The organism is Cohnella sp. LGH (genome assembly GCF_017671885.1).
Taxonomy (GTDB): Bacteria; Bacillota; Bacilli; order Paenibacillales; family Paenibacillaceae; genus Cohnella; species Cohnella phaseoli.
This window is the reverse complement of record NZ_CP072117.1, coordinates 7,811,141-7,827,024: the sequence shown is the minus strand read 5'-3', so window position 1 is coordinate 7,827,024 and position 15,884 is coordinate 7,811,141. Positions and strand designations below refer to the sequence as shown.

11 protein-coding genes are annotated in these 15,884 nt (G+C 56.3%); 8 read left to right on the top strand and 3 right to left on the bottom strand.

Annotated elements, in window-relative coordinates:
• Positions 1-30 precede the first annotated feature (30 nt).
• The 8 genes from J4772_RS32105 (at position 31) to eno (ending at position 12,986) form a co-directional block, all read left to right on the top strand.
• Positions 31-2,706: a glycosyl hydrolase gene (locus J4772_RS32105; RefSeq protein ID WP_209073032.1), complete on the top strand. Its 2,676-nt coding sequence runs from the start codon at positions 31-33 to the stop codon at positions 2,704-2,706.
• Positions 2,703-5,066, top strand: a complete 2,364-nt coding sequence (locus J4772_RS32100; protein ID WP_209073031.1) for a family 78 glycoside hydrolase catalytic domain — start codon at positions 2,703-2,705, stop codon at positions 5,064-5,066. The genes J4772_RS32105 and J4772_RS32100 overlap by 4 nt, the downstream gene beginning before the upstream one ends.
• A 427-nt stretch (positions 5,067-5,493) precedes the next feature.
• A complete protein-coding gene (locus J4772_RS32095) occupies positions 5,494-6,522 on the top strand; it encodes a sugar-binding transcriptional regulator (RefSeq protein ID WP_116064692.1) in 1,029 nt (342 codons plus the stop codon).
• A 100-nt stretch (positions 6,523-6,622) separates the two neighbouring features.
• Positions 6,623-7,633, top strand: a complete 1,011-nt coding sequence (gene gap, locus J4772_RS32090; protein ID WP_116064691.1) for a type I glyceraldehyde-3-phosphate dehydrogenase — start codon at positions 6,623-6,625, stop codon at positions 7,631-7,633.
• Between the two features lie 535 nt (positions 7,634-8,168).
• A complete protein-coding gene (gene pgk, locus J4772_RS32085; protein ID WP_209073030.1) occupies positions 8,169-9,350 on the top strand; it encodes a phosphoglycerate kinase in 1,182 nt (393 codons plus the stop codon).
• 11 nt (positions 9,351-9,361) lie between these two features.
• Complete coding sequence (tpiA, locus tag J4772_RS32080; protein ID WP_116064688.1) at positions 9,362-10,117, top strand: triose-phosphate isomerase; 756 nt, start codon at positions 9,362-9,364, stop codon at positions 10,115-10,117.
• 1 nt (position 10,118) lies between these two features.
• On the top strand, positions 10,119-11,654 hold the full coding sequence (gene gpmI / locus J4772_RS32075) for a 2,3-bisphosphoglycerate-independent phosphoglycerate mutase (protein WP_209073029.1): 1,536 nt from the start codon (positions 10,119-10,121) through the stop codon (positions 11,652-11,654).
• A 39-nt stretch (positions 11,655-11,693) separates the two neighbouring features.
• Complete coding sequence (eno, locus tag J4772_RS32070; protein WP_116064686.1) at positions 11,694-12,986, top strand: phosphopyruvate hydratase; 1,293 nt, start codon at positions 11,694-11,696, stop codon at positions 12,984-12,986.
• Positions 12,987-13,084: 98 nt separating this feature from the next.
• Here eno and J4772_RS32065 read toward each other — a convergent pair whose 3' ends face one another.
• From J4772_RS32065 to J4772_RS32055, 3 genes are all read right to left on the bottom strand, one after another.
• Positions 13,085-14,431 carry an ABC transporter substrate-binding protein gene (locus J4772_RS32065; RefSeq protein ID WP_209073028.1) on the bottom strand — a complete coding sequence of 449 codons (1,347 nt, stop codon included), beginning with the start codon at positions 14,429-14,431 and terminating at the stop codon, positions 13,085-13,087.
• A gap of 1 nt (position 14,432) precedes the next feature.
• Positions 14,433-14,840 carry a type 2 periplasmic-binding domain-containing protein gene (locus tag J4772_RS32060; RefSeq protein WP_209073027.1) on the bottom strand — a complete coding sequence of 136 codons (408 nt, stop codon included), beginning with the start codon at positions 14,838-14,840 and terminating at the stop codon, positions 14,433-14,435.
• Between the two features lie 63 nt (positions 14,841-14,903).
• Entirely contained in the window at positions 14,904-15,806 is a 903-nt protein-coding gene (locus J4772_RS32055) for an ABC transporter substrate-binding protein (RefSeq protein ID WP_209073026.1), read from the bottom strand.
• Between the last annotated feature and the right edge of the window lie 78 nt (positions 15,807-15,884).

Here is a 15,884-nt window from a genome sequence, read left to right as displayed (position 1 = left end):
GGCTTATGATCGACAGAGGAGGGCATTTTCATGAAAGCATCCGACTTGCTGCGCGAGCGATTTGTTTCCGACGAACCGCCGCGCAGCCTGTTTCCGTTGCTGTGGCTGCACGGAGCGCCAGAGGAGACGGAGGAAGCGCTGCGGCGGGAGATCCGCGCGATGGAGGAGGGCGGCTGCGGCGGCTTCGTCATCGAGTCTCGCCCTCACGCAGATTATTTGGGCGATGACTGGTGGAGGGACGTCGGCATCTGTCTGGACGAAGCGAGAAGGCTTGGCATGGACGTATGGATGTTCGACGAAGAATATTATCCGTCAGGCATTGCCGGAGGCAAAGTGTTGGAGAGAATGCCCGATTATCGGATGCAGGTGCTGACGAAGACGAGCTTCCTGTGGAGCGCCGAAGGGGAAGAGCCCGAGGCCATGCCTCTGGACGGGGAATTGTTCAGAATCGTCTGCGTTCCTGAGGAGAGGGGAGAACGGGCGGCATTCGCGCAATGGACGGAATGGCAGGCATGGGCGCGCGAGCGTCGGGAAGCGGGAGAGGCGGCTTCGTGGACGGTCCATGTCATCGGGGTTAAGCCCTCGTGGAGCGGGCGTATGTTCGACAAGATGGTCGATTACCTGTCGCCCGAAGTGACGGACTGCTTTATCGAGCTTACCTACGAAGCGACCAAGCGCCGTTTTCCGGAATATTGGGGCACGACCTTGAAGGGCTTCTTCGGGGACGAGACCAGCTTTGAAAATTTCGGTTCCTACGACGTGCTATTCGGGGAGGAGACGCCATGCTTCCCGTGGCCGAGTTCGGTGCGGCATACTTTCGAGCAGAGGTGCGGATACGACCTGTATGGCTGCGTCGAAGCGCTGTGGCTGGACGAAGACGAGGAGAATACCGCAAGCTTCCGGACCGATTTTATGGATCATCTTACGAAGCTGTTCTCGGAAAACTTTTTCGCCCGCATCCAGCGTTGGTGCCACGCGAACGGAGTGCAGTTCATCGGGCACGTCGTTGAGGATAATCGGGCGCATATGAATCACGGCTTCGGCGTCGGGCATTTTTTTCGTACGACGAAGCACTTCGATATGGGCGGTTACGATTTCGTGCTGCGCCAGGTCGATTCGGAGCAGAAGAGCTCCTCCTACGAGGAGCATTTTCCGCAATTCAAAACGTATCGTGATCGTCCTTATCCCGACTTCTTCCACTACACCTTGGCCAAGCTGGCCCAATCGGCGGCGCATCTGGAGGTAGGCACAAGCTTGGTCATGTGCGAGAACTTCGGCGCTTACGGCTGGGACCTCGGCCTACGGGAGATGAAATGGCTGACCGACTGGATGACGGCCAGGGGTACGAATTGGTATGTGCCGCACGCGTTTTCCCCGATTTTTCCGGATCCGGATTGTCCTCCTCACTTCTATGCGGGCGGACGCAATCCGCAGTGGCCGTATTTCAGGCAATGGGGGGACTACGCGAACCGTTCCTGCCTCATGCTCAGGGAAGCGCGGCATGTCGCGCCGATCGCCGTCCTTTATCCGGCCGAGGCGCACTGGGGAGGAGACGAGAACGAGCTGGACGGGGTGTGCAAGGCGTTGATGCAGAGCCAGTACGATTTTGATATTTTGTCGATGGATCTGCTGGTAGACGAGGATCGCTGCGAGATTGGGGGAGGAACGCTGCGTATCCGCGACGAACGCTTCTCCGTCGTCGTGCTTCCGGGGATCGTCCGGCTTCCGGCATCGGTTCGAGAACGGCTCAAGGCATTTATCCGGTCCGGAGGCAAGGTGGTGTCGGTGAACCGTGCCGCCGTGGAAGGCGGAGAGCCCGTCGGGCTGGACGAATTGGCGGAGCGCCTGTCCCATTGGCTGGCGCCAGGCGTCGGAACGACGAAGCCGTTCCCTGAGCTTCGCTTCTGTCATTACGAGAAGAGTGGCCTGCAGATTTTCTTCCTCAACAACGAAAGCGTCGAAGAGACGTTCGAGGACATCGTCGAGTTTCCCGCTGACGGAGTGGCTGAGCGCTGGACGCCGATGGACGGAAAAATCGAGAAGCTGCCGCTGTACGACCGTGCGGGAGATCGGATTCGCGCTCCGATTCGTCTAGAGCCGTACGAATCCTGCTTTATTATCGTCGATCCGGACGGAGACGGACATGGGGGGAGCGCGGCGGAGCTGGGACTGTCTACAGACGAGTGGCATCGTGCGCAGCGGACGGAGGATGGAAATCTCCGGCTGAAGATGCGAATCGGGGAGCGACGTGTCGAGGAATGGCGCGCGACGGTCGTTCGCAGCTCTCTCCTGGAAGCTCTGGCGCCTGACTCGGCACGCTTGTCCGGGCTTGGCGATTGGGGCCGTATGGAGGGGATGGAGACGTTCTGCGGGAGCGTCGACTACGAGGCGTCGTTCGAGCTGGACAGCTTGAAGGAAAGTTACGCGCTCGATCTGGGAGAGGTCGGAGAAATCGCCGCGCTTGCGGTAAACGGCCAAGAGCTGTCTCCAAGGCTGTGTCCTCCTTACCGGTGGGTGCTCCCGCCTGAGGCGCTTAAGTCCGGCGAGAATCGGCTCAGGGTAACCGTGACCAACACGCTCGGCCCCAATTTCAGGGAAGACGATTTCCGCAGGGACGTTCCGGCCCCGGCTGGTCTGATCGGCCCTGTAGCATTGACGGCTTGGGAAAGCCGCGCAGCATTCGAAGAGAGGAAGGGATTCGCATGATCGGCGTTCCTTGTTTATGGCATCCTGCGCCCAGTCGGTCGCAGAACGTCTACGTGCTGTTTCAGGCGCGAATTTCCGGCCAAGCTGCCGGTGCAGGTCCGCTGCGGCTGCGCGTTTTTGGCATTAGTCTGTATCGACTGTATTGGGACGGCGAGGAGATCGGGGAAGGTCCGGCGCGTTTCTCTCCCGATCGGCCGGAATACGATGAGCTTGAGCTGCCGGCTTTGGACGGCGGGGAGCATGTCCTCTCCGCGATTGTCCACGATTACGGCGTGCACACGCGCATTCTGATGGGCGGGCTCCCTCCTTTCCTGCAATGCGAGGCGACCGGTCCGAACGGAGCGCTGCCGCTTGAGTGGAAGTGCATGGAGCTGTCTGCCTTTGGGCCGACCGAACGCAGGGTGAACGGGCAGCTGGGCTGGATGGAGAACTGCGACACCCGGAGGCTGCCGAATCTGCAGCTGGCTTTCGAAGGCGAAGGCTGGACGGAGCCGGTTGTCGTTGCTAAGCCGCTCGGAGATGCGGCATACGGGCCGAAGACGATCGGAGATTGCCTGAGTCTGCCCGCGGAAGCGGAAGAGATCGCCCGGGGCGAATACGCCGACCGGTTCGGCTATATCGACGACGATCCCCCGCTGCGCTTTCTTAGCCGCGATCTTCGGCCGGGCGTTCCGGCCGACGGCTTCTGGGTGCGCTACGATCTCGGCCGGATCGGCCTGTACCGGCCGCGGATCGAGATCGAGGCTCCCGCCGGGACGATCGTGGAGGCGGGGTACAGCGAGTCGCTAACCGATGGCAAGGTGCATCCCGTCATCACGCTCTCCGCCAGCACCTCCTGCAGTATGGACCGCTGGATCGCCAAAGGCGGGCGGCAGGTGCTGCAGACGTTCGTTCCGCGGGGCTTCCGGTATTTGGAGGTCCATATCGCCGCTTCCTCGTCCGAAGCTCGGGTGTTTCGTGCGGAAGGAACGATGCGGACGCTTTATGACCGACCGGCAGGAAGCTTTCAGTGCGCGGATCCGTTGTTGAACGAAATCTGGAGTATGGGCGCGGCGACCTTGCAGGCTTGCTGCGAAGACGCTCTGATCGATACTCCGACGAGGGAGCGAGGACAGTGGCTGGGGGATGCGGCGGTTACGGGAATGGAGACGCTAAGCGTCGTCTACGGCAACCTGGAGCTGGTGCGGAGAGGGCTTCTGCAAGCCTCTTATCGCAGGAGAAGCGAGGATGGACTGGCGGCCGGGCTATGTCCGGGTCAGGAGGCGTATTTGACTTCGTACGCCCTGTACTGGATTATCGGTTGCGTTCGTTACAGTCGGTTGACCGGGAGCTTGGAATTGCTGCGGGAAGGCTACGACACGGCTGAGCGCACGCTTGCCTTCTTTATCTCGCACAAGGGGGCTAGAGGCACATGTCCGCCACCGGGCACCTGGGATTTTCTCGATTGGGGGCATTCGGTTTCCGCGGGAGAGATCAACGTCAGCTTGAATCTACTGCTAATAATGGCGCTGAAGGAAATGGCGGCATGGGAGCGGGCGCTCGGCATGGCCGACGAGGCGGAGCTGCGGCTGGCGCAGGCCGAGGAGATGCGGCGGATCGCCGGGGAGAGTTACTCGACGGCGGAAGGGCTGCTCGCCAAGTCGGTTCCGGCGGAAGGAGCGAGTGCGCCCGAAGAGCGCAAGGCGGGGTTTCATGCGACGGTTCTCGGCTTGCTGAACGAGATGTTCGACGAGCGGACGAAGCCTCTTGCGGTCGAATTCGTCAAGCGGCATATATCAAGCTGCTTCCCGAACGACCCGCAGGCGCCGAGGCTGTCCCACCCGGATGCGGCGAGCGATCGGCTGATCACCCCCAGCTTTGCCTATTTTTCGCTGCAGGCGTTATGGGAGGCCGGGGAGGCCGAATTCGTTCTGGAGCAGTACCGAAGCTGCTGGGGGTGGATGCTGGAGCAGGGCGCAACGACGCTGCTGGAGGTGTTCGACACGCGCTGGAGCCACTGCCATCCGTGGTCGGCGGCCCCGACTTGGCAGCTGTCCCGCTATCTGCTCGGCTTGATCCCGGCCCCAGATGATCGCGATTCGAACCGTCACCGGCTGTTGTTCCAGCCGGGCTCCGTATCGTCCGCCTCCGGCGTCATCCCGTCGTTGACCGACGAGGGGGCTTCGATTCGCATCGAATGGAAGCGGGAGGAAGCGGGCGGCTGGTCGTATGCGCTGACGACCGACCGGCCGATTCGCATCCGGGTGGAGAACGGTAATATCTCCAAGTATGCGATTGACGGAGTGGATGAGGCAGAGGGAGATAGAAGGGTGAACGGCTGGATCGAAGTCGGCGAAAGCTTGACGCTGACGTTTGCGTAAGAGGCTAAGAGGGGGGCTGTCCATAAGCCCCTTTAAGTTGCTCTGACAGATGATCGATACTAAAGGTTAAAGGGGTATGTACCTCCTTCCGATGCGATACGCTCCCGAAATCTGAATGGGTAAACCCGTTGCAGAGTAATTTCGGGAGCGTATGAGGCATTTACAGGAGGTACATACCCCTTACTTTGTGTATGGGTCATCTTAAGCAATTTCGCTTGTGGCGCGAAACGCGGCTTCCGGATTGTTCGCGTGTACCTGTATAATGGCGAACAGAATTTCGTGCGACGCAGCCCTTGCAACAAACGGGAAAATTCGCTAATATAGAGGTGGGACTCAAAATGATATGGCGGGACATTTTTCGTCCAACCATACAATTCGCATCATTGCCGACGGTGACCATTCGGTCTTAGGGGGATAGGCGGAGGGAATGCGAAAAATGATCGACATACAGAAAAAGCTGCTTCCGGATCTCCTTCAGGTGATGGAGACGAGGTACGATATTTTGCACCGGATCTATCTGGAGGGTTCGATTGGACGGCGCACGCTGGCGGCGAGCCTGGAGATGACGGAGCGCGTACTGCGTTCGGAGCTGGAGCTGCTTAAGTCCCAAGGGCTGCTGAACACGGCGACAACTGGAATGACGTTGACCGCCGGCGGCAGACAGTTGGTGGAAGAGATGGAGCCAATCGTCAAGGAATTGTTCGGCCTATCCGATCTGGAGGACAGAATTCGCGAAGCTTTCGGCTTGAAGCGGGTTATTGTCGTTCCGGGAGATTCGGACGAATCCGATCTCGTCAAAGCGGAACTCGGAAGAGCGGGCAGCCGCGTTCTGCGGGAAAGTCTCTCCTCCGGAGATGTAGTTGCCGTCATGGGCGGATCTACGATGGCGCATCTGGCCAAACAATTTTCTACTACGTCCCAATTGAAGGATAACTGGTTCGTACCTGCCAGGGGCGGATTGGGCGAGAGCGTCGACTACCAGGCCAACACGATCGCATCGGAGCTGGCTAAGCGAGCGGGCGCGCGGTATAGAATGCTGCACGTTCCGGATCACTTGAGCGAAGAAGCTTACCAGTCGATTATGCAGGAGCCGAACGTCAGGGAAGTCGTCGACATGATCCGAGGCGCGCGTATCGTCGTTCACGGAATCGGCGACGCGGTCACGATGGCCAGTCGGCGAAAGCTGATGGACGAGACGAAAGACGAACTGGTGAAGGACGGAGCTTTGGCGGAAGCTTTCGGATATTATTTCGACCGCAATGGCAAGGTCGTTCATCGGATGGCGACGGCCGGACTCAGGCTGGAGGACATCGAAGCTGCAGAAATGGTTATCGGTATTGCTGGAGGCGGAAGCAAGGGCGAAGCGATCGCATCCGTCATGCGTTTCGGGCACGATGACGTGCTTGTCACGGACGAGGCGGCGGCCCGCGAAGCTTTGCGGTATGTAGAGCGTTAAAGCCGGCAAATCGGGTAATCCTTACTTTATAGAGGTCTCGGCGCCTGTGCGCCTTGATATATAGCATCAACACCTTTTTCAATTCTAAGGAGGAACCAACATGGCAGCAGTAAAAGTGGGCATTAACGGATTCGGACGTATCGGACGCAACGTATTTCGCGCAGCGTTGAACAACCCTGAAGTAGAAATCGTTGCAATCAACGATCTGACAGATGTAAATACACTTGCTCACCTTCTGAAATACGACACGACGCACGGCAAACTGAACGGAACGGTTGAAGTCGGCGAAGGCGCGCTGATCGTGAACGGCAAATCGGTTAAAGTTTTCGCAGAGCGTGATCCGGGCAACCTGCCTTGGGCTTCCGTAGGCGTTGAAATCGTAGTTGAATCCACGGGTATCTTCACTGCGAAAGACAAAGCCGAGCTTCACCTGAAAGGCGGCGCGAAGAAAGTTATCATCTCCGCTCCTGCAACGAACGAAGACATCACGATCGTAATGGGCGTTAACCAAGACAAGTACGACGCAGCTTCGCACACAATCATCTCCAACGCTTCTTGTACGACGAACTGCTTGGCTCCGTTCGCGAAAGTTCTGAACGACAAGTTCGGCATCGTTAAGGGCATGATGAACACGATCCACTCCTACACGAACGACCAACAAGTGCTGGATCTGCCTCACAAAGACCTGCGCCGCGCTCGCGCTGCCGCAGAGAACATCATTCCTTCTTCCACTGGCGCTGCGAAAGCCGTTGCTCTCGTATTGCCTGAGCTGAAAGGCAAGCTGAACGGTATGTCCATGCGCGTTCCTACGCCTAACGTATCCGTTACGGACCTGGTTGCCGAACTGAAAGTCAACGTTACGGTTGAAGAAGTGAACGCGGCTCTGAAAGCTGCTTCCGAAGGCCCGCTGAAAGGCATCATGAACTACTCCGAAGAGCCGCTCGTATCCAGCGACTACAACGGCGATCCTGCTTCTTCCACGATCGATGCGCTGAACACGATGGTCGTTGAAGGCAACATGGTTAAAGTTATCTCCTGGTACGACAACGAGTGGGGCTATTCCAACCGCGTTGTTGACTTGGCTGCTTATATCGCAAGCAAAGGCCTATAATAAGTCGCTACCCCCTAAATCCCCCTTCCCGAAGGGGGACCCCAAAGGGCACCGCCCTCTGGACACCCGGCGCTGTCGGATGAGTGGCAGAGGACGGGGGAAGGGGAACGGCTGCTTGGATCGCTGCGTCCCGGATTTGCTCTGCAAACCCGGGACTACGCTTAACTATCGAGCAGGAAGAGCGGCCGCGGGCCGGAAGAAGGGCGGCTCTCCTCTGCGCATGACTGCGCTTCTTGAGGAGAGAAGGCTAAGGGCGAGGGTTCCCCACGCAATGACTGCGCCGCTCGGCAACCCAAGGCTAAGGGCGAGGGTTCCCCACGCAATGACTGCGCCGCTCGGCAACCCAAGGTCAAGGGCGAGGGTTCCCCACGCAATGACTGCGCCGCTCGGGAACCAAGGTCAAGTGCGAGAGTTCCCCACGCAATGACTGCGCCGCTCGCGAACCAAGGTCAAAAGATACAAAAACAAGGCGGGCTCCCTCTAGGAGCCTAGCTTTGCGCAAGGAGATAGACAGCCATCTGAGGAGGTTCGACCCGTGAACAAGAAAAGTGTAAGAGACGTAGAGGTTGCAGGGAAGAAAGTGTTCGTGCGCGTTGATTTCAACGTGCCGCTGGAAAACGGCGCAATCACGGACGATACGCGTATTCGCGAAACTCTGCCTACGATCAAGCATTTGATCGAGAAGGGCGCGAAAGTCATTCTGGCGAGTCACCTGGGCCGTCCGAACGGTCAAGTCGTCGACGGACTGCGCTTGACGCCGGTTGCCGCTCGTCTGTCCGAGTTGCTGGGCAAGCCGGTAGCGAAGGCTGACGAAGTCGTCGGAGCTTCGGTGCAAGCGAAGGTTGACGAGCTGAATGACGGAGACGTGCTGCTGCTGGAGAACGTTCGTTTCGAAGCGGGCGAGGAGAAGAACGACGCCGAGCTGGCCAAGTCGCTGGCCGCGCTGGCGGACCTGTTCGTGAACGACGCTTTCGGAGCGGCTCACCGCGCTCACGCGTCCACGGAAGGCATCGCGCATCACATTCCTGCAGTTTCCGGCTTGCTGATGGAGAAAGAGCTCGACGTACTGGGCAAAGCTCTGAACAACCCGGAGCGTCCGTTCACGGCCATCGTAGGCGGCTCCAAGGTAAAAGACAAGATCGACGTCATCAACAAAATGATCGAGATCGCGGACAACATCCTCATCGGCGGAGGTCTCTCCTATACGTTCCTGAAGGCGCAAGGCAATGAGATCGGCTTGTCGCTGTGCGATGATTCCAAGCTGGACCTGACGCTCGAATTCATCGAGAAAGCGAAGAAGCTCGGCAAAAACTTCTATCTCCCGGTTGATATCGTTGTATCGGAAGATTTTAAATCGGCTGTTAACATGGATATTGTCGGCATCGACGGAATCCCGGCTAACAAGGAAGGCGTCGATATCGGTCCGAAAACGCGTAAAATCTACGCGGAAGTCATCAAAAACTCCAAGCTGGTTCTCTGGAACGGACCGATGGGCGTATTCGAAGTGGATGATTTCGCAAACGGTACTCGTGAAGTTGCGCAAGCTTGCGCGGACTCGGACGCTTACACCGTCATCGGCGGCGGCGATTCCGCTGCTGCGACTGAGAAGTTCCATCTGGCTGACAAAATGAACCACATCTCCACAGGCGGCGGCGCTTCTCTGGAGTTCATGGAAGGCAAGGCGCTTCCGGGCGTCGTAGCTCTTAACGACAAATAGAGGTGACAAGGATGAGCAGAACACCGATTATCGCGGGCAACTGGAAAATGTTCAAGACGGCAGGCGAGGCAGCGTCCTTCGTAGCCGAAGTCAAAGGCAAAGCGGAAGTATCCGGCGTGGAGAGCGTTATCTGCGCTCCGTTCACGGCGCTTCCAACGTTGGTCGAGGCGGTTAAGGGCACGACAATCAAAGTCGGCGCGCAAAACCTGCACTTCGAAGACAACGGCGCGTACACGGGAGAGATCAGCGGCGTTATGCTGAAAGATCTCGGCATCGATTACGTCATTATCGGCCACTCCGAGCGCCGTCAATATTTCGGCGAGACGGACGAGATTGTGAACAAGAAAGCACATGCGGCATTCCGTCACGGACTGGTTCCGATCGTATGCGTGGGCGAGAAGCTGGAAGAGCGCGAAGCCGGCACGACGAACGAAGTCGTTCGCGTACAGACGGAAGGCGCGCTGTCCGGCCTGACGGCTGAGCAGGTTGCGGCAACCGTGATCGCATATGAGCCGATCTGGGCGATCGGCACGGGCAAATCGTCCACGTCCGCGGAAGCGAACGAGACGATCTCCTACATCCGCAGCGTCGTAGCCAAGCAGTTCGGCGCGGAAGCGGCGGATAAGGTGCGCATTCAATACGGCGGCAGCGTTAAGCCGAATACGGTAGCCGAGTACCTCGGCCAATCCGATATCGACGGCGCGTTGGTCGGCGGCGCAAGCTTGGAGCCGGCTTCCTACGTGGCGTTGGTTGAAGGGGCGAAGTAAGATGGCAGCTCCCAAACCGGTTGCGTTAATTATTTTGGACGGCTTCGGCATTCGCGAAGAGAAGCACGGCAACGCCGTGGCTCAAGCGAACAAACCGAATTTCGATAAGTACTGGAGCACTTTCCCGCACACGACGCTGACGGCGAGCGGAGAAGCGGTCGGCTTGCCGGAGGGCCAGATGGGCAACTCCGAGGTCGGACATCTGAATATCGGCGCGGGCCGCATCGTGTATCAGGATTTGACCCGTATCTCCAAGTCGATCCGCGATCAGGAATTCTTCGACAATTCGACGTTGGTCGGCGCGGTGCGCCATGCCAAGCAGAACGGCAAGAAGCTGCATCTGTACGGCCTGCTGTCCGACGGCGGCGTTCACAGCCATATCGACCACCTGTTCGCGCTGCTTGAGCTGGCGAAGCGGGAGGAGCTTGAGGAAGTGTATATCCACGGCTTCCTCGACGGCCGCGACGTAGCTCCCGACAGTGCAGTCGGCTATCTGACCCAATTGCAAGGCAAGATCGAAGAGTTCGGAATCGGCCGCATTGCCACGCTGCAAGGCCGCTACTACGCAATGGACCGCGATAAGCGGTGGGAGCGGGTAGAGAAGTCCTATCGCGCGATGGTTTACGGCGACGGTCCTACGGCGGTTGATCCGATCGCAGCGGTCAAAGCTTCTTACGAGCAAGGCGTATACGACGAGTTTTTCGTGCCGACGGTGATCGTCGGAGCGGACGGCAAGCCGAACGGCTTGGTGGAGTCCGAGGACTCGGTCATTTTCTTCAACTTCCGTCCCGACCGTGCAATTCAGCTGTCCAATGTGTTCACGAATGAGGATTTTCGCGGTTTTGACCGCGGCCCGGGCTTCCCGAAGAACCTGTATTTCGTGTGTATGACGCTGTTCGCGGAAACCGTAGGCGGCTTGGTTGCGTATAAGCCTAAAGAGTTGGATAATACATTTGGCGAGGTACTCGTTCAACACGGGAAAAAGCAGCTCAGAATCGCCGAAACGGAGAAGTATCCGCACGTCACGTTCTTCTTCAGCGGCGGACGGGACCACGTTCTGGAGGGCGAAACTCGGATTCTCATCAATTCGCCGAAGGTCGCCACCTACGACCTGCAGCCGGAGATGAGCATCTACGAGGTAACGGAAGCGCTGGAAAAGGAAATTGCCGACGACAAGCACGATGCGATCATTCTGAACTTCGCGAACCCCGACATGGTCGGTCACTCCGGCATGCTGGAGCCGACGATCAAGGCGGTGGAAGCGACTGACGAATGTCTCGGACGGGTAGTTTCCGCGGTAACGGCTAAAGGCGGCGTTTGCGTGGTTATCGCCGACCACGGCAATGCAGACATGGTGCTGGACGACAATGATCGGCCGTTTACGGCGCACACGACCAACATCGTTCCGTGCATTGTGACCCAAGCCGGCCTCACGCTTCGCGAAGGCGGCATTCTGGCTGATGTAGCCCCGACGCTGCTTGCGCTGCTTCAGTTGCCGCAGCCGGAGCAAATGACGGGCCAATCCTTAATTGTCTAACCGCATTAAAAATAAACCCACCGAAGGAGTGTTCTACCTATGACGATCATTACTGACGTATATGCGCGCGAAGTGCTCGATTCTCGCGGCAATCCGACTGTCGAAGTCGAAGTTCAATTGGAATCCGGAGCTAAAGGCCATGCCATCGTTCCGTCCGGCGCTTCTACCGGCGCATACGAAGCGGTCGAGCTTCGCGACGGAGACAAAGGCCGTTACTTGGGCAAAGGCGTTCTGAAGGCTGTAGAGAACGTCAATACGGTTATCGCTCCGGAAATCATCGGCTACGATGCGCTCGATCAAGTCGAAATCGACAGCAAAATGATCGAACTCGACGGCACGCCTAACAAAGCGAACCTGGGCGCAAACGCGATCCTCGCTGTTTCGATGGCGGTTGCTCGCGCTGCTGCCGATGCGCTTGACGTTCCTCTGTATACTTATCTGGGCGGATTTAACGCCAAAACGCTGCCTGTACCGATGATGAACATCGTTAACGGCGGAGAGCACGCAGATAACAACATCGACGTACAAGAGTTCATGGTGTTGCCAATCGGCTTGCCGACATTCTCCGAAGCTCTGCGCGCAGGCACGGAAATCTTCCACGCTCTGAAGGGCGTTCTGAAGGCAAAAGGTCTGAACACGGCAGTTGGCGACGAAGGCGGCTTTGCTCCGAACCTTGGTTCCAACGAAGAAGCGTTGTCCACGATCCTCGAAGCAATCGAGAAAGCGGGCTACAAAGCCGGCGAAGAAATCTTCCTGGGCATGGACGTCGCTTCCACGGAGTTCTTCAAAGACGGCAAATACCACCTCGAAGGCGAAGGCAAGTCCTTCACGCCGGCTGAGTTCGTTGACCTGCTTGCTAGCTGGGTAGAGAAGTATCCGATCATTTCCATCGAAGACGGCTGTTCCGAAGACGACTGGGAAGGTTGGAAATTGCTGACGGAGAAACTCGGAGGCAAAGTTCAACTGGTTGGCGACGACCTATTTGTTACGAACACCGAGCGTCTGGCTGACGGCATTGAGAAAGGCGTAGGCAACTCCATCCTCGTTAAAGTCAACCAAATCGGTTCCTTGACCGAGACGTTCGACGCGATCGAGATGGCGAAGCGCGCAGGCTACACAGCTGTAATCTCCCATCGTTCCGGCGAATCCGAAGACAGCACGATTGCCGACATCGCAGTTGCGACGAACGCTGGCCAGATCAAAACCGGCGCTCCGTCCCGTACGGACCGCGTTGCGAAGTACAACCAATTGCTCCGCATCGAAGATCGTCTTGGCTCCACGGCTAAGTACGGCGGCAAAGCGGCGTTCTATAACCTCAGCAACCTGAAATAAGGTAAATAGCGACATCTTAGTCAGACAGAACGAACGACAAGAAGGACGAACCCTTGCGCTTAGACGCGGTTCGTCCTTTTTTTATTTGGTGGAGGTTCTCAAGGAGTCGCCTTAAGCAGAAAAGAATCCAACAACTGCTGTCCTTCCGTTTGGATCGTCTCGATTGCTTCGTCCAACGATTTCGCATTATCTGCAACGAGATGAAGTTCATTGGATGCCAATTCTTTGAACGCTTGCTTAAATTCAGGAGTGGCGGCGCTGTCGCTCGAACGTTTTGCGGCGGGCTTCAGGGCAAAGAAAGGTTCGATATTGAAGATTTCTTTATTCGGAACATAGTCTTTGCGTACCGGAATTTGGCCGTTCATCGTTTTGGATTCGACTTTGGCAAGATCTTCGCTATTGATGTACTTCACGACCTCCCAAGCGGCCGGCTTCTGTACGGAGTGATTGCTAACCGCAAAAATGGAGTTCAGAGAAAGAGCGTTCGTCACATCTGGGTTCGCGGGATCCACGGGAACAGTTGCGACATCGAAGTTAAGAGGCTTGCTGTTTGGCTCTGTTCTCTGTTTGTCAGCGATCGTCGAATAGTAGAAAAATTCATTTTCCTTGATGGCGACCCGGCCCTTCGTGAAGAGATCGTTTCTAAATTGTTCGACGATGTCTCCCGAAGGAAAGTGCAGAACATTCGACTGATAAGCCTGCATAACAGACGCGAAAATCTTCTTCCAACTGTCGGAAGCGATGACGATGTTGGAGCCGTCGACGCTGATCGGAGTTAATCCGATCGCAGTGCCTGCGTCCAGTATTAAATCGAACAAACCTTGAGCTGATTCGGGTTCAAAACCGTAAATACGTTCTTCTTCGGTTCCCTCGGAAGGGAAACGCTGAGCGAGCTTCAATACGTCATCCCACGACATGCGATCCCTGGGCAATTCCACCCCGTACTGATTAAACAAATCTTTGTTGTAATAGAGCACAGAAGTCGAAAACTCGGGAGCAAGACCATATAGCTTCCCGCTTCCTCCTTCTCTTAGCAGCTCGGTCACCGAGGGGGAAATCCCGTTTAGATCAAATTTATCGCGTTCGATGGCGGGCTCCAGATCCATCAAAGCGCCATCTTCTGCAAGCGCTTCGTACAGTGGGGAGCTGAGCAGCAGGACGTCGGGCTGCGACGCCAGAATTGCTTTTTTCTGTTCTTCGATTGAACCGGACGGTTGTTCGATCACTTCGAACTCCACATTAGGGAACTGGCCGATAAGCATATTTCCGTAACGTTGATAGAAGTAATCGCTGCTCGAAAACATAACCTTCAGTTTAACCGGCTGATCGGGATCGAAGGTTTCCGAAGGCCCTGAACGCTCGCCTTGGCAGCCGGCTATGAGAGCTATGCTAAGCGCGATAAGCGCAAGGGCAGCAGCCCGGTGAGGGATTATAGGCTTTGGCATTTTATTCACCTCCCTGCGGACTTGGCTTAACCAGATAGGCATCCAGCAATCGCTGCCCCTCCGTTTGGATCGTCTCGATTGCTTCGTCCAACGATTTTGCTCCGTCGGCGACGAGTTGGAGCTCGTTTGTGACGAGCGGGCCTAATGATACCCTGGCAAACGTATGCGGGAAACGGCTATCACTATGCCGCGTCGCAGTCGTCTTCAAAGCGTAAAAAGGTTCGATATTAAGCTCCTCGAATGCCTTGGCATATTCCTTGCGTGCCGGGGCTGACAGATAGGCTGTCCGAGAATGAATTTTGGCGACTTCTTCGCTATTGATGTACTTGACGACTTCCCATGCGGCTCTCTTGTGGGCAGTCTGGTTATTGACTGCAAAAATCCAACCGATCGTAAATTGATTGGTCATATCCGGAGTCGCCGGATTGACAGGGGCGGTGACGACTCCGAGTTCAAACGGATCGCTGATATTTCATTTTCTTCTACCTTCTAACATTTGTGAATAATACGAAAAGGAATCTAATCTCATGGCAAGATGACCTTTGATAAAGGGATCAGTTTCAGGGGCAAATGTTATTGGGCCTGTAGGAATGTGCAGGTTTCCCGATTGATAGGTCTTCATGACGGATTCGAAGACTTTCCGCCAGCCGTCGGATTGGAGCGTGAGGCGAAGGCCGTCCGAGCTAACCGATGTCAATCCGATCGTATCTCCAACGACCATAACCAGCTCGGATAACCCGCCAGTAACATCTTTTTTAAAACCGTATACGCGTTCCTCTTCGTTCCCATCGGACGGAAACCGTTGGGCGAGCTTGAAAACTTCATCCCAGGACATTCGATCTGTGGGCAGCTCCACCCCATATTTCCGAAATAGATCAGCATTGTAATAAATCGCGTGAGAAAACAACTCTGGAGTCAGTCCGTATAACTTGCCGTTTCCACTGACTCGCAGTTGCTCGATCACAGCCGGATAAATGCCGCTTAAATTGAACCGATCCTGCTGGATGACCGAATCCAATTCCATAAGACGCCCTGCGTCGGCAAGCTTTTCGTAGAGTGGAAGGCTAAGGAAGAGAACATCCGGTTGTTCCTTATTGATCTGTTGTAAATAATCATCGATTGTAAAGGTCCCCAGTCCCGGAGCTACAATCTCAAGTTCAAGATTGGGAAACTTCCGTTGCAACAGATTTCCGTAGGTTTGACCAAAGGTCTCTTCGAGAATATACATGACCTTCAGCTTAACAGGTTCATTCGGATCGAAATCTTCCAGGTCGTCTTTCTCCCTCTTCTGACAGGCTGAGAGGAAGACAAGGCTTAGTGCGGCGAAGGTGAATAAAAGTATGGTGACGCGAGCGCGAGTACGAGGTTCTGACAAAAGAATTCCTCCCTTTATCTAACCCCTGTAAGTTAAATATGATACTCCATATGTAATACCAACATAAAATGGAAGACA

Excerpts from the sequence above, each read along its gene's own strand:
- J4772_RS32100 (WP_209073031.1), top strand. The coding sequence starts at position 2,703 with ATGATCGGCGTTCCTTGTTTATGGCATCCTGCGCCCAGTCGGTCGCAG.
- J4772_RS32105 (WP_209073032.1), top strand. The coding sequence starts at position 31 with ATGAAAGCATCCGACTTGCTGCGCGAGCGATTTGTTTCCGACGAACCG.
- J4772_RS32095 (WP_116064692.1), top strand. The coding sequence starts at position 5,494 with ATGCGAAAAATGATCGACATACAGAAAAAGCTGCTTCCGGATCTCCTT.
- tpiA (WP_116064688.1), top strand. The coding sequence starts at position 9,362 with ATGAGCAGAACACCGATTATCGCGGGCAACTGGAAAATGTTCAAGACG.
- gpmI (WP_209073029.1), top strand. The coding sequence starts at position 10,119 with ATGGCAGCTCCCAAACCGGTTGCGTTAATTATTTTGGACGGCTTCGGC.
- J4772_RS32060 (WP_209073027.1), bottom strand. The coding sequence starts at position 14,840 with ATGACCAATCAATTTACGATCGGTTGGATTTTTGCAGTCAATAACCAG.
- gap (WP_116064691.1), top strand. The coding sequence starts at position 6,623 with ATGGCAGCAGTAAAAGTGGGCATTAACGGATTCGGACGTATCGGACGC.
- J4772_RS32065 (WP_209073028.1), bottom strand. The coding sequence starts at position 14,431 with ATGCCAAAGCCTATAATCCCTCACCGGGCTGCTGCCCTTGCGCTTATC.
- eno (WP_116064686.1), top strand. The coding sequence starts at position 11,694 with ATGACGATCATTACTGACGTATATGCGCGCGAAGTGCTCGATTCTCGC.